General features: G+C 67.3%; 19 protein-coding genes, 1 tRNA gene and 1 pseudogene. 7 read left to right on the forward strand and 14 right to left on the reverse strand.

Going from position 1 to position 26,738, the window contains the following annotated elements:
• Positions 1–337: 337 nt before the first annotated feature.
• The 4 genes from tuf to rpsL form a co-directional block, all read right to left on the reverse strand.
• Entirely contained in the window at positions 338–1,531 is a 1,194-nt protein-coding gene (gene tuf / locus GUY60_RS01260) for an elongation factor Tu (RefSeq protein ID WP_161692952.1), read from the reverse strand.
• Between the two features lie 153 nt (positions 1,532–1,684).
• Positions 1,685–3,811 carry an elongation factor G gene (fusA, locus tag GUY60_RS01265; RefSeq protein WP_161692953.1) on the reverse strand — a complete coding sequence of 709 codons (2,127 nt, stop codon included), beginning with the start codon at positions 3,809–3,811 and terminating at the stop codon, positions 1,685–1,687.
• A gap of 39 nt (positions 3,812–3,850) precedes the next feature.
• The gene (gene rpsG, locus GUY60_RS01270; protein ID WP_161692954.1) at positions 3,851–4,321 is read right to left on the reverse strand and encodes a 30S ribosomal protein S7; all 471 of its coding nucleotides are present in this window, start codon (positions 4,319–4,321) and stop codon (positions 3,851–3,853) included.
• A 2-nt stretch (positions 4,322–4,323) separates the two neighbouring features.
• Complete coding sequence (gene rpsL / locus GUY60_RS01275; RefSeq protein ID WP_007265893.1) at positions 4,324–4,695, reverse strand: 30S ribosomal protein S12; 372 nt, start codon at positions 4,693–4,695, stop codon at positions 4,324–4,326.
• Positions 4,696–5,083: 388 nt separating this feature from the next.
• On the opposite strand from rpsL, the gene GUY60_RS01280 reads away from it, so the two are divergent.
• The 6 genes from GUY60_RS01280 to GUY60_RS01305 all read left to right on the forward strand — a co-directional run bounded on the left by GUY60_RS01280 (position 5,084) and on the right by GUY60_RS01305 (position 12,031).
• A complete protein-coding gene (locus GUY60_RS01280; protein ID WP_161692955.1) occupies positions 5,084–5,800 on the forward strand; it encodes a Crp/Fnr family transcriptional regulator in 717 nt (238 codons plus the stop codon).
• Positions 5,801–5,924: 124 nt separating this feature from the next.
• Positions 5,925–6,665, forward strand: coding sequence for a hypothetical protein (locus tag GUY60_RS01285; protein WP_161692956.1), 741 nt, complete (start codon positions 5,925–5,927; stop codon positions 6,663–6,665).
• The gene (locus GUY60_RS01290) at positions 6,662–8,812 is read left to right on the forward strand and encodes a hypothetical protein (RefSeq protein WP_161692957.1); all 2,151 of its coding nucleotides are present in this window, start codon (positions 6,662–6,664) and stop codon (positions 8,810–8,812) included. Before GUY60_RS01285 ends, GUY60_RS01290 begins: the two co-directional genes overlap by 4 nt.
• Positions 8,813–8,898: 86 nt before the next feature.
• Entirely contained in the window at positions 8,899–10,029 is a 1,131-nt protein-coding gene (locus GUY60_RS01295) for a hypothetical protein (RefSeq protein WP_187369902.1), read from the forward strand.
• Entirely contained in the window at positions 10,026–10,562 is a 537-nt protein-coding gene (locus tag GUY60_RS01300) for a Pycsar system effector family protein (protein WP_161692958.1), read from the forward strand. Before GUY60_RS01295 ends, GUY60_RS01300 begins: the two co-directional genes overlap by 4 nt.
• Positions 10,563–10,606: 44 nt before the next feature.
• A complete protein-coding gene (locus GUY60_RS01305; protein ID WP_161692959.1) occupies positions 10,607–12,031 on the forward strand; it encodes a M48 family metalloprotease in 1,425 nt (474 codons plus the stop codon).
• Positions 12,032–12,096: 65 nt separating this feature from the next.
• Here GUY60_RS01305 and GUY60_RS01310 read toward each other — a convergent pair whose 3' ends face one another.
• The 10 genes and pseudogenes from GUY60_RS01310 to GUY60_RS01355 all read right to left on the reverse strand — a co-directional run bounded on the left by GUY60_RS01310 (position 12,097) and on the right by GUY60_RS01355 (position 25,192).
• Entirely contained in the window at positions 12,097–15,996 is a 3,900-nt protein-coding gene (locus tag GUY60_RS01310) for a DNA-directed RNA polymerase subunit beta' (RefSeq protein ID WP_161692960.1), read from the reverse strand.
• Positions 15,997–16,093: 97 nt separating this feature from the next.
• The gene (gene rpoB, locus GUY60_RS01315; protein WP_161692961.1) at positions 16,094–19,576 is read right to left on the reverse strand and encodes a DNA-directed RNA polymerase subunit beta; all 3,483 of its coding nucleotides are present in this window, start codon (positions 19,574–19,576) and stop codon (positions 16,094–16,096) included.
• 584 nt (positions 19,577–20,160) lie between these two features.
• Positions 20,161–20,550, reverse strand: coding sequence for a 50S ribosomal protein L7/L12 (gene rplL / locus GUY60_RS01320; RefSeq protein ID WP_161692962.1), 390 nt, complete (start codon positions 20,548–20,550; stop codon positions 20,161–20,163).
• A 113-nt stretch (positions 20,551–20,663) separates the two neighbouring features.
• A complete protein-coding gene (gene rplJ, locus GUY60_RS01325; protein WP_161692963.1) occupies positions 20,664–21,191 on the reverse strand; it encodes a 50S ribosomal protein L10 in 528 nt (175 codons plus the stop codon).
• 348 nt (positions 21,192–21,539) lie between these two features.
• Positions 21,540–22,290, reverse strand: a pseudogene (locus GUY60_RS01330) (SCO4651 family lipoprotein).
• Between the two features lie 85 nt (positions 22,291–22,375).
• Positions 22,376–23,104, reverse strand: a complete 729-nt coding sequence (rplA, locus tag GUY60_RS01335; RefSeq protein WP_161692964.1) for a 50S ribosomal protein L1 — start codon at positions 23,102–23,104, stop codon at positions 22,376–22,378.
• Between the two features lie 81 nt (positions 23,105–23,185).
• A complete protein-coding gene (gene rplK, locus GUY60_RS01340) occupies positions 23,186–23,620 on the reverse strand; it encodes a 50S ribosomal protein L11 (RefSeq protein ID WP_016645192.1) in 435 nt (144 codons plus the stop codon).
• 170 nt (positions 23,621–23,790) lie between these two features.
• Entirely contained in the window at positions 23,791–24,645 is an 855-nt protein-coding gene (gene nusG / locus GUY60_RS01345) for a transcription termination/antitermination protein NusG (RefSeq protein ID WP_161692965.1), read from the reverse strand.
• A 77-nt stretch (positions 24,646–24,722) separates the two neighbouring features.
• Positions 24,723–25,010, reverse strand: a complete 288-nt coding sequence (gene secE, locus GUY60_RS01350) for a preprotein translocase subunit SecE (protein WP_161692966.1) — start codon at positions 25,008–25,010, stop codon at positions 24,723–24,725.
• 109 nt (positions 25,011–25,119) lie between these two features.
• Positions 25,120–25,192: transfer RNA gene (locus tag GUY60_RS01355), tRNA-Trp, on the reverse strand.
• 184 nt (positions 25,193–25,376) lie between these two features.
• Between GUY60_RS01355 and GUY60_RS01360 the strand changes: the two genes are divergently transcribed.
• Positions 25,377–26,600: a pyridoxal phosphate-dependent aminotransferase gene (locus tag GUY60_RS01360; protein WP_161692967.1), complete on the forward strand. Its 1,224-nt coding sequence runs from the start codon at positions 25,377–25,379 to the stop codon at positions 26,598–26,600.
• Positions 26,601–26,738: the final 138 nt, after the last annotated feature.

A 26,738-nucleotide genomic window follows, 5' to 3' on the forward strand; every position in this document is an offset into this window, starting at 1 on the left:
AAGAGGCACCCCGCTGACACTTCCCGGAAGATTCCCGTACGTCCGCCTCAGCGCTGCCTCACGGCAGTTGAAGCGACGAGTACTGTGGGACTCGCTTCCGGTCCTCCCGGCGGGAGGCGCGCAGCATTGGCACTCAACCGAGCAACCTGGACAGTGTGCCATATCGGCCGCACTGGGCGCCAATCGGGGCCCAGGAGCGTACCCCTCGACGGGTCCTTGTCAAACTCGGCACCCCGTTCGGACCTCCGAAAAACGACCGAAGCCCCCGCACACGCAAGGTGTGCGGGGGCTTCGGCTTGAAGCTGGAGCTCAGCGAGCTACCAGGTCAGAGCAACAATTACTTGTTGATCTTGGTGACCTGGCCGGCGCCGACGGTCCGGCCACCCTCACGGATGGCGAACTTCAGGCCCTCTTCCATCGCGACGGGCTGGATGAGCTCAACGGTCATCTCAGTGTTGTCGCCCGGCATGACCATCTCGGTGCCCTCGGGGAGGGTCACGACGCCGGTCACGTCGGTGGTGCGGAAGTAGAACTGCGGGCGGTAGTTGTTGAAGAAGGGGGTGTGACGGCCACCCTCGTCCTTCGACAGGATGTACGCCTGCGCCTCGAACTCGGTGTGCGGCGTGACCGAACCCGGCTTGATGATGACCTGGCCGCGCTCGACGTCCTCGCGCTTGATGCCACGGAGGAGCAGACCGACGTTCTCACCGGCCTGGCCCTCGTCGAGCAGCTTGCGGAACATCTCGATGCCGGTGACCGTGGTGGTGGTCTTCTCGGTCTTGATGCCGATGATGTCGACGGTCTCGTTGACCTTGAGGACACCACGCTCGATACGACCGGTGACGACGGTGCCACGACCGGTGATCGTGAAGACGTCCTCGATCGGCATCAGGAACGGCTTGTCGACGTCACGCTCGGGCTCCGGGATGGACTCGTCGACAGCCTTCATCAGGTTGAGGACGGACTCACCCCACTCCTTGTCGCCCTCGAGCGCCTTGAGCGCCGAGACCTTGACGACCGGCAGGTCGTCGCCCGGGAACTCGTACTCGGAGAGGAGCTCACGGACCTCGAGCTCGACGAGCTCCAGGATCTCCTCGTCGTCCACCATGTCGGCCTTGTTCAGGGCGACGACGATGTACGGAACGCCGACCTGGCGGGCCAGGAGCACGTGCTCCTTGGTCTGCGGCATCGGGCCGTCGGTGGCGGCGACCACGAGGATGGCGCCGTCCATCTGCGCGGCACCCGTGATCATGTTCTTGATGTAGTCCGCGTGACCCGGGCAGTCGACGTGGGCGTAGTGACGCGCCTCGGTCTGGTACTCGACGTGCGCGATGGAGATCGTGATACCGCGCTGGCGCTCCTCAGGAGCCTTGTCGATCTGGTCGAAGGCCGAGGCCTCGTTCAGGTCCGGGTACGCGTCGTGCAGCACCTTGGTAATGGCGGCCGTGAGGGTCGTCTTACCGTGGTCGATGTGACCGATGGTGCCGATGTTGACGTGCGGCTTAGTCCGCTCGAACTTCGCCTTCGCCACTGGGTCCTCCTGTGGAGTGGTTCTGGTACGCCTTACTCATCGGCGCCAGGTGATCTTTGCTGGGATGCCGGGGCCCGGGGCACTCCGTCACGGAATCGGACGGAATGCCCCAGCAGGCTCCGGTGACAAGCCTAAAGCGTGAACTCGGGTGAGTTACTCGCCCTTGGCCTTCGCGATGATCTCCTCGGCGACGTTCCGGGGAACCTCGGCGTAGGAGTCGAACTGCATCGAGTAGCTTGCGCGACCCGAGGTCTTGCTGCGGAGGTCTCCGACGTAGCCGAACATCTCCGAGAGGGGCACGAGGCCCTTCACGACGCGGGCGCCGCTGCGCTCCTCCATGGCCTGGATCTGACCACGACGGGCGTTGATGTCGCCGATGACCTCACCCATGTAGTCCTCGGGCGTGGTGACCTCAACGGACATCATCGGCTCGAGAAGCACGGGGGACGCCTTGCGCGCGGCCTCCTTGAAGGCCTGCGATCCGGCGATCTTGAAGGCGAGCTCGGAGGAGTCGACCTCGTGGTAGCCACCGTCGAGAAGGATGACGCGGACGCCAGTCATCTCGTAGCCGGCCAGGATGCCGAACTGCATGGCCTCCTGCGCACCCGCGTCCACCGACGGGATGTACTCCCGGGGGATGCGGCCACCGGTGACCTTGTTCACGAACTCGTACGACGAGTCGCCGCCCTCGATGGGCTCGATCGCGATCTGCACCTTGGCGAACTGACCGGTACCACCGGTCTGCTTCTTGTGGGTGAAGTCGTGACGCTCGACGGCCTTACGGATCGTCTCGCGGTACGCGACCTGCGGCTTGCCGACGTTCGCCTCGACCTTGAACTCGCGACGCATACGGTCGACGAGGACGTCGAGGTGAAGCTCGCCCATACCACCGATGATGGTCTGGCCGGTCTCCTCGTCCGAGTGGACCTGGAAGGAGGGGTCCTCCTCCGCGAGACGCTGGATGGCTACACCCAGCTTCTCCTGGTCACCCTTGGACTTGGGCTCGATGGCGACCTGAATGACCGGCGCCGGGAAGTCCATGGACTCCAGGATCACCGGCTGCTTGTCGTCGCACAGCGTCTCACCGGTGGTGGTCTGCTTCAGGCCCATGACGGCGACGATGTCACCGGCGCCCACCGACGCGATCTCCTCACGCTTGTTCGCGTGCATGCGGTAGATCTTGCCGATGCGCTCCTTCTTGCCCTTGACGGAGTTCAGCACCGCGGTGCCGGCCTCCAGGCGACCCGAGTAAACCCGGATGAAGGTGAGCTTGCCCAGGTGCGGGTCGCTCGCGATCTTGAAGGCGAGAGCGGCCAGCGGCTCGTCGTCGTTCGGCTTGCGCTCGACGACCTTCTCCGGGTCCTTCACGTCGTGGCCTTCGATGGCCTCGACGTCCAGGGGGGAAGGCAGGTAGCGCACGACCGCGTCGAGCAGGGGCTGAACGCCCTTGTTCTTGAACGCGGTGCCGCAGAACACGGGGGTGACGGTGGTGTCGCCGCCCTTGCCCGACGCGATGGTGATGCGGCGGATCGCCGCGTACAGCTGCTCCACCGAGGGCTCGGTGCCCTCGAGGTACAGCTCCATCATCGCTTCGTCGTTCTCGGCGACGGCCTCGAGCAGCTTGCCGCGGTACTCCTCGGCAGCCTCGGTGTGCGTGGCCGGGATCTCGACGGTGTCGTAGGCCTCGCCCTTGGCGGCCTCGGCCGACCAGACGTACGCCTTCATCGTGACGAGGTCGACGACACCCTGGAAGTCGGCCTCGGCACCGATGGGCAGCTGCATGACGATCGGGGTCGCGCCGAGGCGGTCCACGATCATGTCGACGCAACGGTGGAACTCGGCACCGGTCCGGTCGAGCTTGTTGACGAAGCAGATACGCGGAACGCCGTAGCGGTCCGCCTGACGCCAAACGGTCTCGGACTGGGGCTCGACACCGGCCACGCCGTCGAACACAGTCACAGCACCATCGAGAACACGCAGGGAGCGCTCCACCTCAACGGTGAAGTCGACGTGCCCAGGCGTGTCGATGATGTTGATCGTGTGGTCGACGTCCTCGAGCGGCCAGTGGCAGGTCGTCGCGGCGGACGTGATCGTGATGCCGCGCTCCTGCTCCTGCTCCATCCAGTCCATCGTGGCAGCGCCGTCGTGGACTTCACCGATCTTGTACGAAACGCCGGTGTAGAACAGGATCCGCTCGGTGGTGGTCGTCTTGCCCGCGTCGATGTGGGCCATGATGCCGATGTTGCGCACCTTGGCCAGGTCAAGCGAAGTGGTAGCCATATCGGCTCAGTCTTCTCTCGGTCTCGATGTGGGTTGCGACTACCAGCGGTAGTGCGCGAAGGCCTTGTTGGACTCGGCCATCTTGTGCGTGTCCTCGCGCTTCTTCACGGCTGCGCCGAGGCCGTTGGAGGCGTCGAGCAGCTCGTTCATCAGACGCTCGGTCATCGTCTTCTCGCGGCGAGCGCGCGAGTAGCCGACGAGCCAGCGGAGCGCGAGGGTGTTGGCGCGACCGGGCTTGACCTCGATCGGCACCTGGTACGTGGCGCCACCGACACGGCGGGACTTGACCTCGAGGGTCGGCTTGATGTTCTCAAGCGCGCGCTTCAGCGTGATGACCGGGTCGTTGCTGGTCTTCTCGCGCAGGCCCTCCATGGCGCCGTACACGATGCGTTCGGCGGTGGAGCGCTTGCCGTTCAGCAGCACCTTGTTGATGAGCGACGTCACCAGAGGAGAACCGTAGACCGGGTCGATGATGACCGGGCGCTTCGGGGCGGGGCCCTTACGAGGCATTCTTACTTCTCCTTCTTGGCGCCGTAGCGGCTGCGGGCCTGCTTGCGGTTCTTGACCGCCTGGGTGTCGAGCGCACCACGGATGATCTTGTAGCGAACACCCGGCAGGTCCTTCACACGACCGCCACGCACGAGCACGATGGAGTGCTCCTGCAGGTTGTGCCCCTCACCCGGAATGTAGGCCGTGACCTCGATGCCCGAGGTCAGACGCACACGCGCGACCTTCCGCAGCGCCGAGTTCGGCTTCTTGGGCGTGGTGGTGAACACACGCGTGCAGACGCCACGACGCTGAGGCGACGCCTCAAGAGCCGGGGTCTTCGTCTTTTCGACCTTGTCCTGCCGGCCCTTCCGGACCAGCTGCTGGATCGTAGGCACTACTTCTCCGGTTTCTGTGTGCCGTATGAGTAAAGCTAACCTGGAACTTTGCCGACCCACGCGGTCGGGTGTGTCGAACCCCGCAGACTCCTGCCGTAAGGCAGAAGAGAGCACGGATTACGGTGGCCACCTACGGCTCCCCGTGCGGTTGATGGCACGCACTGAAGCCAGGGCACACCCCAGGCACAAGGTCTGAGCGTACCTACCTCATGGACTTCGGTCAAAACAAATGAGATGGACCCTGACACGCCGGAAACCTTTCGCATTCGCGGCACCGAAGACCGGACACATCGGCCGGTTCTCGCCCGTTTCTTGCATGGCCCCTTCAAGTACGTTCTGACTGATCGCGGAGTGACCGCGTCGGTACACAGAGACACGGGGGCGATCGATGGCCGAGGGCCGTACCCACGCGTGGGACGACGACGGGTTCGACGACCGGGTGCCGTTCCTCGCCCGGCTTGAGAAGGAGGACCGGGTCGCCCTGCTCGCGATCGGCCGCCCGCTGAAGTACCGCGCCCGCGGCGTACTGATGCACCAGGACGAGCCGTCCACCCACGTACTGCTGCTCCTGCACGGCTGGACGAAGGTGACCGCCCTCGCGGCCAACGGGTACGAGGCCCTGCTCGCGCTGCGCGGGCCCGGCGACATCATCGGCGAGGGCGCCGCGCTCAGCGGGCGGCACCGCTCGGCCACGGTGACGGCGCTCGAACCGGTGGAGGCGGTGGCGATCGACCAGAACCGGTTCACCGCCTTCCTCTCGGGCAACGCACCGGTCGCCCTGCAGCTCCTCGGCCTCGCCACCGACCGGCAGCGGTCCACCGACCGGCGAAGGCTGGAGTGGGCCGCCCTCAGCGTGCGGGAGCGGCTCGCCGTACTCCTTCTCGAACTGGTACGGACCCACGGCACCCGCACCGAGCAGGGCATCGAGCTCGCCATCGGGCTGAGCCAGCAGGAGTTCGCCGGGTCCGTCGGCTCGTCGCGAGAAGCCGTGGCCCGGCTGCTGAAGGAGCTGCGGGCCCGCAAGGTCGTCGCGACCGAGCGACGGCGCATCGTCGTCCTGCGACCCGACGTACTGCGTCGCATCATCGGCGAGAGTGCCGCCTGACGGCACACCGTCACGTCGTTGTCTGTGCACACGGTCACAGACCGTCCGTGTCATCGGGCCTCTGACGCGAGCTCCCGTCCCGCCATCGTGCTGGGCAACAGCGGAGCGAACGTGAGAGGCACCCATGACCAACCCCGTGTACCGCACCATCCTTCTCTTCGACATCGAGCAGTACGGCTCCCGCGACGACGTGGAACAGGCGTACCTGCGCCGGGTCCTGTACGACGTGGTCGACGGCACCCTGAGCGCGGCCGGCGTGGACGAGACCGACCGGCTGCGCGCGGACCGCGGTGACTCCGTGATGGAGCTGATCGACACGCGGGTGTCCGTGCCGACGCTGGTCAAGGCGCTCCTGGCGGACGCGCCCGCACGGCTGCACAACAAGAACCGCCTGCTCGCCAAGAGCGCCCGGATGCGGCTGCGCATCGTCCTCGCATCCGGCTACGTAGCCGTGGACGAGCTCGGCGGCTGGGTCGGCTCGGACCTGAACCACGCGGTACGCCTGCTGAACTCCGACCCCCTGCGCGAGGCGCTCAAGCGGCGGGGCGACGACAGCGTGCTGTGCGTGTCGGAGGCCGTGTACCAGGGCGTCGTACGGCACGGCCCGCTCGGCGTACGCCCGGAGGACTTCCGCGCGCTGACCGTGCCGACGAAGGAGGGGCCCACGGTGGCGTGGGTGCATGGCGTTCCGGAGGTGCAGGAGCCGGCCGAGGAGCAGGCCGATGCCGAGGACCGGGCCGGCTCCCCCGCTGCCGTCGCGCCCACGACCCGGATCGGCGGCGACCAGTACGGGATGACTGGGGGGACCCTCAACGGCGGGATGCGGTTCGACTTCGGTGGGCCCGGTCGGGACGCTCAGCGATGAGTCCGGCGGAGGGGGACGGGGCCAAGGCGGAGAACACGGCGCCACAGGACGGTGAGCAGCGCAATCAGGAGGCCGACGGGGAAGGCCAGGAGCAGCACCGGCAGCCCGCCTGGTCCGCGCGGCGGGACCTCATCGCGCACGGCCCCGACTTCATCTCGACCCTGGTGGAGCGCGATCAGTTCGGCCAGACCGGGGGCACCCACTACGGGAACACCATCTTCAACTTCGGCGCCCGCGCCGAGGCGTCGCGCCCCGCTTCCGGGCCGATCCCCGCGACGGAGCTCCAGGCACTGCACCAGGTCTTCCGCGAGTGCCCGAGCTTCGACGAAGCGCGGGAGCGGCTGCGGACGGACAGGGTCGTGTTCCTGTCCGGCGGGCGCGACAGCGGCCGCCGTTCGGCCGCGCTGATGCTGCTGCACCGACTCGACATCGACCGCGTGCGCGCCATCGACGCCGACACGCCGTTCTCGGCACTCCCCGATCAGCTCGACACCCCGGGCGGATACGTCCTGTGCAACCTGCCCGTCAGCAGGAACCGACCCCTGCTCGAACCCCAACTGCTCGCACTGCACGAGCAGTTGGAGAACGCCCGGGCCCATCTGGTGATCACCGTGGAGCCCTCGGTGTCCTTGGGCGACACTCCGTTCGTACGGTGGGAGCCGCCCTCCACCGAGGACATGCTGCGGGCTCACGTGACGCACCGGATCGACGCGGCCGCCTGGCCCGACCTGTGCGGGCTGCCCCCGGTGAAGGAGTTCCTCAGCCGGCACCAACGCCCGGACGAGATCCGGGAGTTCGCCCAGAAGGTCGTCGCGTACCACAGGGGCGAGATCGGCATCGAGCAGCTCGCCTCCTACGGGCACACCGCCATGGCCGCCCAGATCGCACGCTGGCTCACCGGGCCGGAGGCCGAACTGCGCGACAAGGCCTTCCTGATCTCCCTCGCCGTCTTCGACAAGTCGCCCTACGCCGTGACCGCCGAGCTGAGCGACAGCCTCTTCGTACGGCTGCAGAAGACCGACGACCCCGGCGAACTGCCCAAGGTTCCCGTCTTCGGCACGTCCCGGGAGGAGCGGCTCCAGCTCGCCCGCGCCAACGGGTACGTCACGGCGGAGGCCACCGAGTGGGGGCCGCTGAACGGCACGTTCTGCGCCGCGTTCCGGGACGAGCGCACGGCACGCCTCCTGCTCACCGAGGTGTGGAACCTCCACCCGTCCGCCCGTATCGACCTCGCGGCCTGGCTCCGCAAGCTGGCCGAGGACCGGCGGCCCCTGGTCCGTACCCGTGCCGCCTCGGCGGCCGCGCTGCTCGCCCACGCCGACCTGCCGTCGGCCCTGGCCCATCTCATCGAACCGTGGGCGGACAGCCGTAACCCCAACTCCTGGCTGACCGCCGCCAACGCGCTCACCATGGCCCAGCTGCTCGCCTCCCCCGACATCCCCACCGTGCTGCGGATCCTGCACGAGTGGTGCATCGGTGGCGCCGAGAGTCGCCGCTGGACCGCGATCCGCGGCTTCGGTCTGCTGGGGCCCGTACACCACGAGGAGGCGCTCACCGCCCTGCTCGACGCGATCCGGGCGCAGTCCGGCGCCAGCACCGACGACGAACCCGACGGCAAGGAGAGCGCCCGGGGCAAGGGCAGGGACAAGCCCACCGAGGCGGACCAGCAGTTCGCCGACGCGCTGGAACTGCTGCTCCTCGCCGTCCGCGAACCCGTACTGCGCACGTTGGCGTCGCGCCTCCCGAACGACAGGCGGGTACGCGCGCACGCGGTGCTCGCCTTCCTCCAGGCCTGCGACCAGCCGGCCGATGACAGCGACCGGCCCGCCGTACTCGACTGGTACGCGCAGGCCGTCGAGAGCGGCGACACCGCCACGGCCGAGGACCTGATCACGTTCTGGCGGGCGGCGCTCGCCGATCGCCGGGTGACCACGAAGGCGCTGGCCATCCTGCGCCGTTGGGTCCTCGCGGCCGACCGCGCCCCTGAAGCCCACTACGAACCCCGGCTCGCCGCGCTCCTGACCGAGCTCGCGAGCACCCTCCCGGACCGGCGGCGCATCACACATCTGCTGCGGACCACCCATGGCTCTGACGGGGAGCACTCGCCGGTGGCCCAGCGGCTGTTCGCCCTCGTCACCGCCGCCTGACCACACCCCCTCCCCTCACGGAGCCGCCGCGCTTCGACCCGCCGTACCCGACGCACCTGCCGCTCCGACACCTTCAAGGAGACCCGGTGGAATTCCTCGAACCACGCATCGGACCCAGACCACTCCTCGGACCGACCGAGCCGGACGGCTCCGATCACGTCAGGGCCGAGCAGGCCATACACGCGGACGACCTGCTCGACCAGGAGCAGGTCGACCAGCTCGTGTCCCAACACCGCGCCCCGTCCGCGCCACCCGGTTCGGATCCCGACCCGGTCCGTGCCGTCTGGCGGCTCCCCCGGTACGGCCTCGGCGGCCGCCGTTTCGTCGGCCGTGTCGACCACGCCCTGGTCTTCGTCACGCGCAGCGGTGCGTACAAGACGTACCTGCCGCCCCAACGCCCCACCAGCGTGCGCCGGTACGTGGCCCTGTACGAGGTGAACACGGACCCGCACGCCTTCCAGCTGCGGGTGCCGCTGCCCAGCGTGGAGGACAGCTTCGAGTTCGAGGTCACCGCGGACGTCACGTGGCGCGTCGTCGAGCCCGAGGCATTCGTGCGCAGCCAGGAACGCGACGTGCCCAGCCTCCTCACCCGACGACTCCTGCCTCTGATGCGGCGCACGAGCCGCGGGTACGAGATCGACGCGAGCGCCGCGGCCGAGGTGGCCGTGCAGGAGGCCGTGGACGCCGCCGAACCGGTGGGCAGCGCCGAAGGGCTCCAGGTCTTCTGCTCCGTACGACTGCGCAGGGACGCGGCGGAACGATTCCACCAGAGCCGGCTGCGGACCGCGAAGCACGCGGCGGAGGCGGCAGCGCCGGAGCACGAGGCGGCCCTGCGGCAGGAGGAGCAGGCGGCCGAGCGCAGGACCGCGCGGCTCGCCTTCTACGAGCGTCACCTGGCTCGGGGCGGCACCGCCGCGCTCGCCCTGCACCTGGCCGTCCACCCCGAGCAGACCCAGACCGTCCTGGACCGCCTCCAGGAGGACCAGGCACGGCTCCTGAGGGCTCAACTCGACCTGATCACCAAGGCGTTGGACAAGGAACGCCTGGAGGAGCACCAGCTGCACGGGCCGAACGAGCTGATCGCCGAACGTATGACGGCCATCCTGAGCGCGACGGGCCCGACCGCCGACCACATCGTTCCGCTACGCCCCGAGCTGCTGTCGAAGGCCGAACTGCTCTCCAAACACCGGCCCCAGGACCCGGAGCCCGGCACATGACCCCGGAACCCACACCGCCGACGACGCCCACGGCACCCGACGACGCCCCGTCCCCCGCCGGCGCCCACCTCCTGGCCGAGCTCCGCGTCGAGCTGGCCCGCGCCGACACCAAGGCCACCGTGCTTGTCGGCGTGCTCGGCATCACCGCCGCCGGGCTGAGCGCCCTGCTGACCGGCCGCGGCGCGATCCTCGGCACGCTCTCGGGGCCGGGCGCCCTGCTGTGGTGGACCGGCGCGGCCGCACTGATCGCGGCGCTCCTCGCCCTGCTGCTCGCCGTCGTGCCGCGCCACGGCCGGCACACCTGGGCGCCCGGCCGACCGCTCACCTACTTCGGCGACATCCACCGGGCCACCCGTTCCGGCTGCCTCACCACCGCGCTGACCCTGACCGACCACGAGCCCCACCAGGCCCTGCTCCTCGCGCTCGCCGAGACCAGCCGTATCGCCGCGGCCAAGAACTTCTGGATACGGGTCGGCCTCACCGCATTCGGCAGCGCCTCGGCCCTGCTCCCCGCGGCGCTGCTCATCGCCTGAGCGGTCCGCGCCCCGCTCCCCCACGTACGTACCGGAGGAACCCCATGTCCCTGCCGCACGCCCCCGAGGATCCGGAGAAACCGAGCCCGCCCAGGAAGGCGGCCCCGAAGACGCCGATCCGACCGAAGAAGCCGAGCCAGGACCGACCGCGCAGCCCGAAGAAGCCGGCGCCCGATCTGCCCTTCCCGGACCTGTCGAGCATCCCGGCACCCAGGACGCCACGCGAGTCGACGACCGAGACGACGTCGTACGACCCGACAGCGCCGCACCAGTCGCAGCAGTCACACCGGGCGCAGGATCCCCGAACGGCACGCGAAGCAGCCGCCCTTCAGGCACTCGTCGACGACACGGAGGCCCTCCAGAGCTTCCTCGACACCGTGCTCCTACGGCCACCCGGGGACCAGCAGCCCTCCCCGACCCAGCGCACCCCTAAGCTCCCGCACCCGCACCCTCCACGCGAATCCCACGCCGACCCTCACACCCACCGTCCACCGCCACGGCACGAAGCCCGAGGCGGCCCCCGCCCCGACCGCCGCTCGGGCCGTGTGCACGTCACCGCACGCCGCAGCGGCGTGGACGTGACCGCCCTCGGCCGCCTGGCCCTGCACCTGCCGCATCTCCTGGTCAGCCTGGCGGCGGTGGCCGTCGTGTCCCGGGTCATCGACAGCGTCGGCGGCCCGCCCTGGTGGCTCCCGCTCGGCGGCTGGATCCTCGGCGGCGCCTTCGTCCGCCACCGCTCCGCCGAACGCGCCCTCGCCAGGCGGCTGTTCGGGCTGCGCCACCCCACTCCGGACGAGGCACGTTCCATCCGCTCCGCCTGGCGCGAGGTCGCCGCCCGCGCGGGCGTGAACCCGCATGCGTACCAGCTCTGGGTCGAGGAGAGTGACGAGATCAACGCGACGGCGGCGGTCGGCCACATCGTCGCGGTGACCAGCCGCTCCCTCGGCGAACTGCCGTCCGACCGACTCGCCGGTGTCCTCGCGCACGAGCTCGGGCACCACATCCGCGGCCACACCTGGGCCACCCTGCTCGTCGGCTGGTACGCCCTGCCGGCCCGGGTCATCTGGCGTCAACTGCGCCTCAACGACCGCCTACGAGGCCTCACTTGGGGCGCCAGGTTCGTGGTGACCGCGCTGCTTGCCGTCGCGCTGATCGTCCTGGCGACAGCCACGTACGGCCTGGCCCTGCTCCCCTTCGCCACGCCGTACCTAGCCGCCGCCATCTCCCGCCGCGCGGAACTCCGCGCCGACGAACACGCCGCGAGCCTCGGCTTCGCCGAGCAACTCAGCGCCGTACTGCACGAGGAGACGCACCGCGAGAAGCCCGAGCCGTCCGTGGCGCTCGGCACCGAAGGCCCCTTCTGGAAGAGAGCGGTGATCGCCCGGCTGCTCACCCCGCACCCCGACGTCCACACCCGCCTCCACCACCTCCACCGCCACCTGGACGGCCCCCGTGCCGACGGCGGCTGACACGCCGAAGGGCGGCCACCCCGCAGGGTGACCGCCCTTCAACTCAAGCAACTCAGGCTGCTCGCTTACTGGTTGTACGGACCGTAGTCGTAGTCCTCCAGCGGGACGGCCTGGCCGGAGCCGGTGCCGAACGGCGAGTAGTCGATGTCGTCGTAGCCGACGGCCGAGTACATCGCGGCCTTGGCTTCCTCGGTCGGCTCGACCCGGATGTTGCGGTAGCGGGACAGACCCGTACCGGCCGGGATGAGCTTACCGATGATGACGTTCTCCTTGAGGCCGATCAGGGAGTCGGACTTGGCGTTGATCGCCGCGTCCGTCAGAACCCTGGTCGTCTCCTGGAAGGACGCCGCCGACAGCCACGACTCGGTGGCGAGCGAGGCCTTGGTGATACCCATCAGCTGCGGACGGCCGGAGGCCGGGTGGCCGCCTTCCTGGACCACACGACGGTTCTCGGTCTCGAACTTCGAGCGCTCCACGAGCTCGCCGGGCAGCAGCTCGGCGTCGCCGGACTCGATGATCGTCACGCGGCGCAGCATCTGCCGGATGATGATCTCGATGTGCTTGTCGTGGATCGACACGCCCTGGCTGTTGTAGACCTTCTGGACTTCGCCGACCAGGTGGACCTGGACCGCGCGCTGACCGAGGATCCGCAGCACGTCGTGCGGGTTGGTGGCACCCACGGTGAGCTTCTGGCCCACCTCGACGTGGTCGCCCTCGGCCACCTGGACACGGGCACGCTTCGAGATCGGGAACGCCGTCTCGTCGCTGCCGTCGTCCGGGGTGACGACGATCTTCTTGGTCTTCTCGGTCTCCTCGATGCGGACACGGCCCGCGGCCTCGGAGATCGGGGCGACACCCTTCGGCGTACGAGCCTCGAAAAGCTCGACGACACGGGGCAGACCCTGGGTGATGTCGTCACCGGCCACACCACCGGTGTGGAAGGTACGCATCGTCAGCTGCGTGCCGGGCTCACCGATGGACTGGGCGGCGATGATGCCGACCGCCTCACCGATGTCGACCAGCTTGCCGGTGGCCAGCGAACGGCCGTAGCAGTAGGCGCAGGTGCCGACCGCGGACTCACAGGTCAGGACCGAGCGGGTCTTGACCTCCTCCACGCCGTTGGCGACCAGGGCGTCGATGAGCACGTCACCGAGGTCGACGTTGGCCGGCGCGATGACCTTGCCGTCGATGACGACGTCCTCGGCCAGCATGCGGGCGTACACCGAGGTCTCGACGTCGTCCGTCTTGCGGAGCACGCCGTCCTCGCCCTTGACGGCGATCTTCAGCTTGAGGCCGCGGTCGGTGCCACAGTCCTCCTCGCGGATGATCACGTCCTGCGAGACGTCCACCAGACGACGGGTCAGGTAACCCGAGTCGGCGGTACGCAGGGCGGTGTCCGCCAGACCCTTACGGGCACCGTGCGTCGAGATGAAGTACTCGAGTACGGAGAGGCCCTCACGGAACGACGCCTTGATCGGACGCGGGATCGTCTCGTTCTTGGCGTTGGACACCAGACCACGCATACCGGCGATCTGACGCATCTGCATCATGTTTCCGCGAGCGCCCGAGTTCACCATCATGTAGATGGGGTTCGTCTTCGGGAAGTTCGCGTTCATGGCCTCGGCGACCTCATTGGTCGCGCGGGTCCAGATGCCGATGAGCTCGTTGGTGCGCTCTTCCTTGGTGATCAGACCGCGCTCGTACTGCTTCTGGACCTTCTCGTCCTGAGCCTCGTAGCCCTGGACGATGGCCTTCTTGGCCTCCGGGACGACGATGTCCGAAACGGCGACGGTGACGCCGGAACGGGTCGCCCAGAAGAAGCCCGCAGCCTTCAGGTTGTCGAGCGTCGCCGCCACGATGACCTTGGGGTAGCGCTCGGCCAGGTCGTTGACGATCTCGGAGAGCTGCTTCTTGCCCACCGAGTAGTCGACGAACGGGTAGTCCTCGGGCAGCAGCTCGTTGAAGAGCGCGCGGCCCAGGGTGGTGCGCAGGCGGAACGAGTCGCCCTGCTGCCACTCCGGCTCGCCCTCTTCCTGCGCCGGCGGGGTCCAGCCGCGCGGCGGGATGGTGCCCACCGGGAAGCGGATGTCGACCTTCGCCTGCAGCGAGAGCTCGCGGTTGTCGAACGCCATGGTCGCCTCGGCCGCGGAGCCGAAGGACCGGCCCTCGCCGATGACCTGGATCTCTTCCTCGTCAGTGGTGAGGAAGAAGAGACCGAGCACCATGTCCTGGGTCGGCATGGTGACGGGACGACCGTCGGCCGGCTTCAGAATGTTGTTCGAGGACAGCATCAGGATGCGGGCCTCGGCCTGCGCCTCCGCGGAGAGCGGCAGGTGCACGGCCATCTGGTCACCGTCGAAGTCCGCGTTGAACGCGGTGCAGACGAGCGGGTGGATCTGGATGGCCTTGCCCTCGACCAGCTGCGGCTCGAAGGCCTGGATGCCGAGGCGGTGCAGCGTGGGCGCACGGTTCAGCAGAACCGGGTGCTCGGCGATGACCTCTTCGAGGACGTCGTACACGACCGTGCGGCCGCGCTCGACCATCCGCTTGGCGCTCTTGATGTTCTGCGCGTGGTTCAGGTCGACCAGGCGCTTCATCACGAACGGCTTGAAGAGTTCAAGCGCCATGGCCTTCGGCAGACCACACTGGTGCAGCTTCAGCTGCGGACCGACGACGATCACGGAACGCGCGGAGTAGTCCACACGCTTACCGAGAAGGTTCTGACGGAAACGACCCTGCTTGCCCTTGAGCATGTCGCTCAGGGACTTCAGCGGGCGGTTACCGGGACCGGTGACCGGGCGACCACGACGACCGTTGTCGAAGAGGGCGTCCACGGCCTCCTGGAGCATGCGCTTCTCGTTGTTCACGATGATCTCGGGAGCACCGAGGTCGAGAAGCCGCTTCAGGCGGTTGTTGCGGTTGATCACGCGGCGGTACAGGTCGTTCAGGTCGGAGGTCGCGAAGCGGCCACCGTCCAGCTGCACCATCGGACGCAGGTCCGGCGGGATGACCGGCACGCAGTCGAGGACCATGCCCTTGGGGCTGTTGGACGTCTGCAGGAAGGCAGAGACGACCTTCAGCCGCTTCAGCGCACGGGTCTTCTTCTGACCCTTGCCGGTACGGATGATCTCGCGGAGGCGCTCGGCCTCTTCGTCGAGGTCGAAGGACTCCAGGCGCTTCTGCAGCGCCGCGGCACCCATCGAGCCGTCGAAGTACGTGCCGAAGCGGTCACGCAGCTCGCGGTAGAGCAGCTCGTCGCCCTCGAGGTCCTGGACCTTGAGGTTCTTGAAGCGGTTCCACACCTCGTCGAGACGGTCGATCTCGCGCTGCGCACGGTCACGCAGCTGCTTCATCTCACGCTCGGCACCCTCGCGCACCTTGCGGCGTACGTCGGCCTTGGCGCCCTCGGCCTCGAGCTCGGCCAGGTCGGTCTCGAGCTTCTTGGCGCGGGCCTCCAGGTCGGAGTCGCGACGGTTCTCGACCTGCTGACGCTCGACGGAGACGTGCGCCTCCAGGGACGGCAGGTCGCGGGTACGACGCTCCTCGTCCACGAACGTGATCATGTACGCCGCGAAGTAGATGACCTTCTCGAGGTCCTTCGGGGCGAGGTCGAGCAGGTACCCGAGGCGCGACGGGACGCCCTTGAAGTACCAGATGTGGGTGACGGGAGCGGCAAGCTCGATGTGGCCCATCCGCTCACGACGCACCTTGGCGCGAGTGACCTCGACGCCGCAGCGCTCGCAGATGATGCCCTTGAAGCGGACACGCTTGTACTTGCCGCAGTAGCACTCCCAGTCCCGGGTCGGACCGAAGATCTTCTCGCAGAAGAGTCCGTCCTTCTCGGGCTTGAGCGTGCGGTAGTTGATGGTCTCGGGCTTCTTGACCTCGCCGTGGCTCCACTGACGGATGTCGTCAGCGGTTGCCAGACCGATCCGGAGCTCATCGAAGAAGTTGACGTCGAGCACTATGCGTCAATCCCTCTCAGGGTTGTAAGTCTGTGGTCTGAAACGGGGGTCTTGGGGCCGGCGGAGCCCAGCAGAACTGGGCTCCGCCAGACTCCCGTCAGACCTCTTCGACGCTGCTCGGCTCGCGCCGGGACAGGTCGATACCGAGCTCCTCCGCAGCGCGGAAGACGTCCTCGTCGGTGTCACGCATCTCGATGGACATACCGTCAGAAGACAGCACCTCCACGTTCAGGCAGAGCGACTGCATCTCCTTGATGAGCACCTTGAAGGACTCGGGGATGCCGGGCTCGGGGATGTTCTCGCCCTTGACGATGGCCTCGTAGACCTTCACACGGCCGGTGACGTCGTCGGACTTGATCGTCAGCAGCTCCTGGAGGGCGTAAGCGGCGCCGTAAGCCTCCAGCGCCCACACCTCCATCTCACCGAAGCGCTGGCCACCGAACTGGGCCTTACCACCGAGCGGCTGCTGGGTGATCATCGAGTACGGGCCGGTCGAACGAGCGTGCAGCTTGTCGTCGACCAGGTGGTGGAGCTTGAGGATGTACATGTACCCGATCGAGATCGGGTCCGGGAACGGCTCACCCGAGCGGCCGTCGAACAGCCGGGCCTTACCGGACGGAAGCACCATGCGCTCGCCGTCGCGGTTCGGGATGGTGTGCTCGAAGAGGCCGGAGATCTCGTCCTCTCGGGCACCGTCGAAGACCGGGGTCGCGACGTTGGAGCCCGCGGGCACCTCGTCCGCGCCGATGGCCTGCAGACGCTGCATCCACTCCTCGGCACCCTGCACGTTCCAGCCCTGGCTGGCGAGCCAGCCGAGGTGGATCTCGAGGACCTGACCCGGGTTCATTCGGGACGGGACGCCGAGCGGGTTGAGGATGATGTCGACCGGGGTGCCGTCCTCCAGGAACGGCATGTCCTCGATCGGGTTGATCTTCGAGATGACGCCCTTGTTGCCGTGACGGCCGGCGAGCTTGTCACCATCGGTGATCTTGCGCTTCTGCGCCACGTAGACACGAACCAGCTGGTTCACGCCCGGCGGCAGCTCGTCGCCCTCTTCACGGTCGAAGACGCGGACGCCGATGACCTTGCCGATCTCACCGTGCGGCACCTTCAGGGAGGTGTCGCGCACCTCGCGCGCCTTCTCACCGAAGATCGCGCGGAGCAGACGCTCCTCCGGGGTCAGCTCGGTCTCACCCTTGGGCGTGACCTTGCCGACCAGGATGTCGCCGGCGACAACCTCGGCACCGATACGGATGATGCCGCGCTCGTCGAGGTCCGAGAGGACCTCCTCGGAGACGTTCGGGATGTCCCGGGTGATCTCCTCCGGGCCGAGCTTGGTGTCACGGGCGTCGACCTCGTGCTCCTCGATGTGGATCGAGGAGAGGACGTCGTCCTGCACGAGGCGCTGCGACAGGATGATCGCGTCCTCGTAGTTGTGACCCTCCCACGGCATGAACGCCACGAGCAGGTTCTTGCCGAGCGCCATCTCGCCCTCGTCGGTCGAGGGACCGTCGGCGAGGACCTGGCCCTCGATGACGCGCGCACCCTCGTCGACGACGACCTTCTGGTTGAAGGACGTGCCCTGGTTGGAGCGCGAGAACTTCGCGATCCGGTACGTGGTGTAGGTGCCGTCGTCGTTGGCCACCGTCACGTAGTCGGCGGAGACCTCCTGGACGACACCGTCCTTCTCGGCCTTGATGACGTCACCGGCGTCGACCGCACAGCGGTACTCCATGCCCGTACCGACCAGCGGGGACTCCGCCTTCAGCAGCGGCACGGCCTGGCGCATCATGTTCGAGCCCATGAGCGCGCGGTTGGCGTCGTCGTGCTCGAGGAACGGGATCATCGCGGTCGCGACCGACACCATCTGGCGCGGCGAGACGTCCATGTAGTCGACGTCGTCACCGGGGATGTAGTCGATCTCGCCGCCACGACGACGAACGAGCACACGAGCCTCGGCGAAGTGCAGGTCGCTCGTCAGCGGAGCGTTGGCCTGCGCGATGACGAAGCGGTCCTCCTCGTCAGCCGTGAGGTAATCCACGTCATCGGTGACGACACCCTCGACGACCTTGCGGTACGGGGTCTCGATGAAGCCGAACGGGTTGATCCGGCCGTACGAGGCCAGCGAACCGATGAGACCGATGTTGGGACCTTCGGGGGTCTCGATCGGGCACATGCGGCCGTAGTGCGAGGGGTGCACGTCACGGACCTCGAAGCCGGCCCGCTCACGGGACAGACCACCGGGGCCGAGCGCGTTCAGACGACGCTTGTGGGTCAGACCCGACAGCGGGTTCGTCTGGTCCATGAACTGCGACAGCTGGCTGGTGCCGAAGAACTCCTTGATGGAGGCGACGACCGGCCGGATGTTGATCAGGGTCTGCGGCGTGATCGCCTCGACGTCCTGAGTCGTCATCCGCTCACGGACGACCCGCTCCATACGAGCCAGACCCGTACGGACCTGGTTCTGGATGAGCTCACCGACGTTACGGATACGACGGTTACCGAAGTGGTCGATGTCGTCGGTCTCGACGACAACGGCCTGGCCGTTGTCCCCGACCGTCTCGGTCTCACCGGCGTGCAGCTTCACCAGGTACTTGATCGAGGCGATGATGTCCTCGACGGTCAGCACACCGGCGTCGAGCGGAGCGTCCGCACCGAGCTTCTTGTTGACCTTGTAGCGGCCGACCTTCGCGAGGTCGTAGCGCTTCGGGTTGAAGTAGAGGTTCTCGAGCAGCGTCTGCGCGGCCTCACGCGTCGGCGGCTCGCCCGGACGCAGCTTGCGGTAGATGTCGAGCAGCGCGTCGTCCTGGCCCTGGGTGTGGTCCTTCTCCAGGGTGGCGCGCATGGACTCGTACTCGCCGAACTCCTCGAGGATCTGCTCGGTGGTCCAACCGAGAGCCTTCAGGAGAACGGTGATGGACTGCTTGCGCTTACGGTCGATGCGCACACCGACCATGTCGCGCTTGTCGATCTCCATCTCCAGCCAGGCACCCCGGGACGGGATGACCTTGACCGAGTAGATGTCCTTGTCGGACGTCTTGTCGATGGAGGAGTCGAAGTAGACACCCGGCGAGCGGACCAGCTGCGAGACGACGACACGCTCGGTGCCGTTGATGCAGAAGGTGCCCTTGTCGGTCATGAGCGGGAAGTCGCCCATGAAGACCGTCTGGGACTTGATCTCGCCGGTCTCGTTGTTGGTGAACTCGGCGGTGACGAAGAGCGGCGCCGCGTACGTGAAGTCGCGCTCCTTGCACTCGTCGATCGAGTTCTTCGGGGGCTCGAAACGGTGGTCGCGGAACGTCAGCGACATCGACCCGGAGAAGTCCTCGATCGGGGAGATCTCCTCGAAGATCTCCTCGAGGCCGGACTTCCTGGGGACGTCCTGTCCGCTTTCGAGAGCCGCCTCGACACGAGCCTTCCACGCGTCGTTGCCGAGCAGCCAGTCGAAGCTTTCGGTCTGCAGCGCAAGAAGGTTCGGAACCTCGAGGGGCTCCTTGATCTTTGCAAAGGAGATGCGCAGCGGGGCGGTGCTGGCGCCGTTGTTCGTATTCGCGGTCGAGGCGTTGCGCGAGGCGGCCAAGAGGGGGTCCTTCCGAGGGCTCGGACTCACTACGCGCGTACCGGTCCCATACCGAGCGAGCCCCAAAGAATTCCCACGTCAGGGAGGTTCAGTCGACTCTGCTCAAGTGTGGGCATGCCCCTGGTGACGGGCAGGAGGCAGCTAACAGGCAGCGCAAAGGGTCAGTGTAGCCACTCGGCCCACTGATGTCCAGAGCGGGTTTTTTCTCAGACCCACGAACACCTCAGAGTCCTACTGTTGTCGTGCCCCAGCGGCAGACCCCTCGCTACTGGGTGCATATCCACACTGCCCTGTTCGTCACCGATCCATGCCTCGGATCCGGATCGATGTGACGACGCGTCCTGAGAATTGCGCGCTGCGTGCGGTTCGTCAAGGCCCCCCTGCCCAAACCGGGCTGCCACGATCGTCACCACGGGGGCGCTGGAGGCACAACGAAGATCACCATACTCGGCCGTGCCACCAGTGCAAGGCAGCCGTCACGGCAACGCCGAAGGGCGACCACCCCTATGGGTGATCGCCCTTCAGTGTGTACGCGTTACAGCGCACGAGCCTTACGGCCCAGAAGAGTCAGAAGACTCTCGAAGTCACTTGACCTCGACCGAGGCGCCAGCGGCCTCGAGGGACTCCTTGGCCTTCGCCGCGGCGTCCTTGGCGACCTTCTCGAGGACCGGCTTCGGGGTGCCGTCGACGAGGTCCTTGGCCTCCTTCAGGCCGAGGGAGGTCAGCTCGCGCACGACCTTGATGACCTGGATCTTCTTGTCGCCGGCACCGGTGAGGATGACGTCGAACTCGTCCTGCTCCTCGGCGGCCTCGGCGGCGGCGCCACCAGCGGCACCACCGGCGACGACGACCGGCGCGGCAGCGGCGGCGGTGACGTCGAACTTCTCCTCGAAGGCCTTCACGAACTCGGAGAGCTCGATGAGGGTCATCTCTTCGAACTGGGCGAGCAGGTCGTCCTGGCTGAGCTTCGCCATGGTGGCGGTCCTTCCACTAATTCGGCTGGTGCCGATGTACATGTGAGGCGGGCGTACGTTCGGGCCCGCTGCGACCGGCGCCCTAACGGGCGTCAGTCATGACGCGAGCCGAATTACTCGGCACCGCCCTGCTCGGCCTGCTTGGCACGAAGCGCCTCCGCGGTGCGGACGAACTTCGACGGCAGCGCCTGGAAGACAGAGGCAGCCTGAGACTGCTTGCCCTTCATGGCACCGGCCAGCTTGCTGAGCAGAACCTCGCGGGACTCGAGGTCCGCAAGCTTCTTGATCTCGTCGGCGGACAGCGCCTTGCCATCAAGGACACCGCCCTTGATGACGAGGTTGGGGTTGTCCTTGGCGAAGTCACGAAGACCCTTCGCCGCCTCGACCGGGTCACCGGTGACGAAGGCGACAGCCGTCGAGCCCTGAAGGTGCTCGTCCAGCTGAATCCCGGCCTCATTGGCCGCGATCTTGGTCAGCGTGTTCTTCACCACTCGGTACTGAGCGTTCTCGCCGAGAGAACGGCGGAGCTGCTTGAGCTGCGCCACGGTCAGTCCGGTGTAAGAGGTAACAACAGCAGCGTTGGAGTCGCGCAGCTTCTGCGTGATCTCTTCGACGGCTGCGACCTTGTCGGACGTCGCCATGTGCCTCGGCCTCCTTCCGGGGTGATGATCCTCGACTGACCTTTCGATCAGTCGCGTACGCCGGACCGCCTGAATCGGCACGTAGAAGGGGGCGTCTGCACAAAACGAAACGCCCCGGCATAGGTGCACGGGGCGTGAGCTCAACCCGACGGAATCCGTCCAGGAGCACTTCCACAGTCACCTACGCGGGTCGTCCGCAGTCAGCGGATCCTTCGGCCACCACGTCCTCAGGATGAGAACACAGCAACGACCAGCGGTCTTTGGCTTCCGTGGAACAGTACGCGAACGGGGCCTCGTCGAGCAAATCGCCCCCGGAGACTCCGCCGCGCCTCGCGTTCAGAGGCCGCGTTACGACTGCGGCTGCTGCTTCATCAGCTCCTTGACGTTGACCGTGTCACCAGCCGACGGCTCCTCGGTGGCCACGTCGACGCCGTAGTCGGTGTAGTACACCGTCCGGAAGAACTCACCGGTCTTCATCTTGGCCGCTTCGACCTTCTTCACCAGAAGGTCCTCGTCGTCGACCCAGATGTCGATCTTCTCGGTCGGCGTTCTTGGCCGTCAGGTCGGCCACGTCGACGGTGCCGGAGTAGCGCGTGGCCTCGACGCCGCGTACGGACTCCTCGCCCACGCGCTTCACGTCACCGGAGGCGAGCAGCATCTTCACCGTCTGGTCCGGCGTGGAGCTCTGCATCTGGTTCTTCAGCGCCGAACCGGCCGCGCCACCCATCTCGGCCAGCGTCTCGTAGTCGTACTCGATCCAGTGCTTACCGCCGGAGCCGGCCGCGAACTTGTCCCCCATGTTCGCGTAGTAGCCGTTCTTCAGGTAGCGGTAGTCGATCGAGGTGTCGCCGGTCTGCTTCATCGTGCCCTGGGCGCCCATGGTGGTCGTGCCGTCCACCTTGGCGGAGTCGGCGCTCTCCGTCTTGCTGTCGACCGTACGCAGGGCCGCGAGCGGGTTGAAGCCGCCGCCGTCCTTGCCCTCGCCCTGGCCCGCGGAGCCGCCACCACAGGCCGCGACGCCGGTCAGCGCGGCGGCGGCCGCGATCGAGGCACAAGTACGCCGCAAGGTCGTCGGTCGGCTGCACCGTGGCGCACACAAAAACAGGCGGGCCCCGCACCTCGAAGGTGCGGGGCCCGCCCGGTGGAACGCGTCCGCGACGCGGCTACCGAGGAGTCTCGAGGACTCAGACGGCGGCCGGGTCCTCCTCGACGAGGAGGTTACGGGTGCGGTTCGAGTCGAGCGGAATGCCGGGGCCCATCGTGGTGGTGAGCGCGGCCTTCTTGATGTACCGACCCTTGGCGGCGGAGGGCTTCAGGCGAAGCACCTCCTCCAGGGCGGCGGCGTAGTTCTCCACCAGCTTGGTGTCGTCGAAGGACACCTTGCCGATGATGAAGTGCAGGTTCGAGTGCTTGTCGACGCGGAACTCGATCTTGCCGCCCTTGATCTCGTTGACCGCCTTGGCGACGTCGGGCGTCACGGTGCCGGTCTTCGGGTTGGGCATGAGACCACGCGGGCCGAGGACGCGGCCGAGGCGGCCGACCTTGCCCATGAGGTCCGGGGTGGCGACGACTGCGTCGAACTCGTTCAGGCGGTTGCCCTGGGCGATCTCGGCGATCAGCTCGTCGGAGCCGACGATGTCGGCGCCAGCGGCTTCCGCGGCCGCAGCACGGTCACCGGTCGCGAAGACCAGGACCCGGGCGGTCTTGCCGGTGCCGTGCGGGAGGTTCACGGTGCCACGGACCATCTGGTCGGCCTTGCGCGGGTCAACACCCAGGCGGAAGGCGACCTCGACGGTGCCGTCGAACTTGGTCGCGGAGGTCTCCTTGGCGAGACGGACGGCCTCGAGCGGGGCGTAGAACTTGTCCCGGTCGATCTTGGCGTCCGCAGCGCGGAGAGTCTTGCTGCGCTTCACTTCTACTCCTGAGGTTCAGGTATGGAGTTCGTGGTCCGGGCCGCGCATGGCCCTGCCACTTCAGGTCAAACGGGGTTGAGGTCAGCCCTCGACCGTGATGCCCATGGAACGGGCGGTACCGGCGATGATCTTCGACGCGGCGTCCAGGTCGTTCGCGTTGAGGTCAGGCATCTTGGTGGTGGCGATCTCGCGGACCTGCGCCTCGGTGATCTTGGCGACCTTGGTCTTGTGCGGCTCGCCAGAGCCCTTCTCGACACCAGCGGCCTTGAGGATCATCTTCGCGGCCGGCGGGGTCTTGGTGATGAAGGTGAACGAACGGTCTTCGTAGACCGTGATCTCCACCGGGATGACCCAACCGCGCTGCGACTCGGTCGCGGCGTTGTAGGCCTTGCAGAACTCCATGATGTTGACGCCGTGCTGACCCAGCGCGGGGCCGACCGGCGGAGCCGGGTTGGCGGCACCGGCCTGGATCTGGAGCTTGATAAGCCCCGTGACCTTCTTCTTCTTGGGAGGCATTGCTCTCTCCGGGTCCTAGTGAGAGTGAACCGCCTTCACCCGATCATCCGGATGGAGGCATACCGCACAACGATAACGGGTACAGCTGCGCGGCTAAAAACCGAGCAGGTCAGACCGGCTTTGGCAGCCCGTCTGACCTGGTCGGAAGCGTACGGTCCAGAAGTACTGGATCAGTTCTTCTGGATCTGGTCGAAGCTCAGCTCGACCGGAGTCTCGCGGCCGAAGATCTCGACGAGGCCCTTGACCTTCTTCGAGTCGGCGTTGATCTCGTTGATCGTGGCCTGCAGCGTCGCGAACGGGCCGTCGGTGACGGTGACCGAGTCGCCCACCTCGAAGTCCAGCACCTGGACCTCGACCTTGCGCTGCGGAGCGGGCTTGCCCTCGGCCTCGGCGGCCTCGCGGGCGGCCTTCTCCTCGGCCTCGGGGGCGAGCATCTTGACGATCTCGTCCAGGGTCAGCGGGTACGGGTCGTAGGCGTTGCCCACGAAGCCGGTGACGCCGGGGGTGTTACGGACGACGCCCCAGGACTCGTTCGTCAGGTCCATGCGCACCAACACGTAGCCGGGGAGCTTGTTCTGACGGATCGTCTTGCGCTCGCCGTTCTTGATCTGCGCGACCTCTTCCTGCGGCACCTCGGCCTGGAAGATGAAGTCCTCGACGTTCAGCGAGACGGCGCGCTGCTCGAGGTTGGTCTTCACGCGGTTCTCGTAACCGGCGTAGGTGTGGATGACGTACCACTCGCCGGGGAGGGTGCGGAGTTCCTCGCGCAGGGCGGCGATGGGGTCGACCGGCTCGGCTTCCTCGGCCTCGACCTCTTCGACGGCTTCCTCGTCCTCGGCGGTCTCGGCGACGACCTCGGCCTCGTCCTCGATCTGCACCGCGGCCTCTTCGGCGGGCACGCCCGCCTCGAGGTCGGCAGCCTCGGCCTGGTCCGGCTCCTCGGCGTCCGCCGCCTCAACGATGTCGAGCTGGTCCTCCACGGACTCCGCCGACTCGATGGCGTCGTTCAGGTTCGGGTCAGACACGGTGGCTGCTTCTTCCTGGATACAGATGGGTGGAACGCGCGAAACGGGCGCCGATTCCGGCGCCCTCCGCTCGGCTCTTAGCCGAAGACGTACTTGACGGCCTGCGAGAAGCCATAGTCAAGCACGGTCACCAGGCCGATCATGATGACAACGAAGACAATCACTACGGCGGTGTATGTCGTGAGCTGGCTGCGAGTGGGCCAGACGACCTTGCGGAGTTCCGCGACGATCTGACGGTAGAAGAGCGCGAGACGACCCAGGGGGCCCTTCTTGCCGCGCTTTCCGCCCTTGCGGGACTTCTTCTTCGACTCAGTCGCCTCGTCCGAAGCATCAGGCGTGTCGATGGAGCCCACGGCGTCCGTCACTCGTTCTCACCTGATTCCGGGTCGTGGCCGTGCCGCGCCCGGTGGAGCCGCACGGCGGTGCTTTGCAGTACGTACATGCGCACACATCCCTGGCGATCGATGTGTGTAGCAGGGCCGGAGGGACTTGAACCCCCAACCGCTGGTTTTGGAGACCAGTGCTCTACCAATTGAGCTACGACCCTTTGGTTTTTCCCCAACGTACAGCATCCGCCCAACTGCACGGAGTGTGCAGGGAAGGTGCCGACCGCTGAAGGCCAACGAGGGACGAGTGTACGTGGTCCCGCGCCCGGCGTCGAACAGAAAGCACCCGGCCGGTGCCGCAAACCTGTGTACCCGGGGTCTTTCCGGTCTGGAACGATGGGGCTCATGAGCGCTGCAACCTCACCCACCGAACGTCGCATCTCCGCCCGCATCGGCGCGATCTCCGAGTCCGCCACCCTCGCTGTCGACGCCAAGGCAAAGGCCCTCAAGGCCGCCGGCCGTCCGGTGATCGGCTTCGGCGCGGGCGAGCCGGACTTCCCGACGCCCGACTACATCGTCGAGGCCGCCGTTGAGGCCTGCAAGAACCCGAGGTACCACCGGTACACGCCGGCGGGCGGGCTGCCCGAGCTGAAGGCCGCGATCGCCGCCAAGACGCTGCGCGACTCCGGATACGAGGTGGAGGCCGCGAACGTCCTGGTCACCAACGGCGGCAAGCAGGCCATCTACGAGGCCTTCGCCACCATCCTGGATCCGGGCGACGAGGTCATCGTGCCGACCCCGTACTGGACGACGTACCCCGAATCGATCCAGCTCGCGGGTGGTGTGCCGGTCTTCGTGACCGCCGACGAGACCACCGGGTACCGGGTGTCGGTCGAGCAGCTCGAGGCCGCGGTCACCGAGAACACCAAGGTGCTGCTTTTCGTCTCCCCCTCGAACCCGACGGGCGCTGTCTACACGCGCGCGCAGGTGGAGGAGATCGGCCGCTGGGCCGCCGAGAAGGGCCTGTGGGTCCTGACCGACGAGATCTACGAGCACCTGGTGTACGGGGACGCCGAGTTCAGCTCGCTGCCGGTGGTCGTGCCCGAGCTGCGGGACAAGTGCATCGTCGTCAACGGCGTGGCCAAGACGTACGCCATGACGGGCTGGCGCGTGGGCTGGGTGATCGGTCCGAAGGACGTGGTCAAGGCCGCGACGAACCTTCAGTCGCACGCCACCTCCAACGTGAGCAACGTGGCGCAGGCCGCCGCGCTCGCCGCCGTCTCCGGTGACCTGACCGCCGTGGCCGAGATGCGCAAGGCCTTCGACCGGCGCCGGCAGACCATCGTGAAGATGCTCAACGACATCGAGGGCGTGCTCTGCCCGGTGCCCGAGGGCGCCTTCTACGCGTACCCGTCCGTGAAGGGCCTGCTCGGCAAGGAGATCCGCGGCAAGCATCCGGAGACCACGGTCGAGCTGGCCGCGCTGATCCTGGACGAGGTCGAGGTCGCCGTGGTGCCGGGCGAGGCCTTCGGTACGCCGGGCTACCTGCGGCTTTCGTACGCGCTCGGCGACGAGGACCTGGTCGAGGGTGTGTCGCGGATCCAGAAGCTGCTGGCCGAGGCGCGCTAGCAGGCACGTATAGCGGCGGTTTTCGTGAACGGGCTCCCGGCTGCGGCCGGGGGCCCGTTTCTTCGTTCGGGTCCGTACTCCTTGGAGAGTCCTTGGCGGAAAGCGGCTTCCGGGACGGCATATCCGTACGGCAGGATC

The organism is Streptomyces boluensis (assembly GCF_009908195.1).
In the GTDB taxonomy this organism is placed as follows: Bacteria; Actinomycetota; Actinomycetes; order Streptomycetales; family Streptomycetaceae; genus Streptomyces; species Streptomyces boluensis.

Coding starts and splice junctions, on each gene's coding strand:
- fusA (WP_161692953.1), bottom strand. CDS start 3,811: ATGGCTACCACTTCGCTTGACCTGGCCAAGGTGCGCAACATCGGCATC.
- rpsG (WP_161692954.1), bottom strand. CDS start 4,321: ATGCCTCGTAAGGGCCCCGCCCCGAAGCGCCCGGTCATCATCGACCCG.
- GUY60_RS01280 (WP_161692955.1), top strand. CDS start 5,084: ATGGCCGAGGGCCGTACCCACGCGTGGGACGACGACGGGTTCGACGAC.
- GUY60_RS01285 (WP_161692956.1), top strand. CDS start 5,925: ATGACCAACCCCGTGTACCGCACCATCCTTCTCTTCGACATCGAGCAG.
- GUY60_RS01290 (WP_161692957.1), top strand. CDS start 6,662: ATGAGTCCGGCGGAGGGGGACGGGGCCAAGGCGGAGAACACGGCGCCA.
- GUY60_RS01300 (WP_161692958.1), top strand. CDS start 10,026: ATGACCCCGGAACCCACACCGCCGACGACGCCCACGGCACCCGACGAC.
- GUY60_RS01305 (WP_161692959.1), top strand. CDS start 10,607: ATGTCCCTGCCGCACGCCCCCGAGGATCCGGAGAAACCGAGCCCGCCC.
- rplL (WP_161692962.1), bottom strand. CDS start 20,550: ATGGCGAAGCTCAGCCAGGACGACCTGCTCGCCCAGTTCGAAGAGATG.
- rplJ (WP_161692963.1), bottom strand. CDS start 21,191: ATGGCGACGTCCGACAAGGTCGCAGCCGTCGAAGAGATCACGCAGAAG.
- rplK (WP_016645192.1), bottom strand. CDS start 23,620: ATGCCTCCCAAGAAGAAGAAGGTCACGGGGCTTATCAAGCTCCAGATC.
- GUY60_RS01360 (WP_161692967.1), top strand. CDS start 25,377: ATGAGCGCTGCAACCTCACCCACCGAACGTCGCATCTCCGCCCGCATC.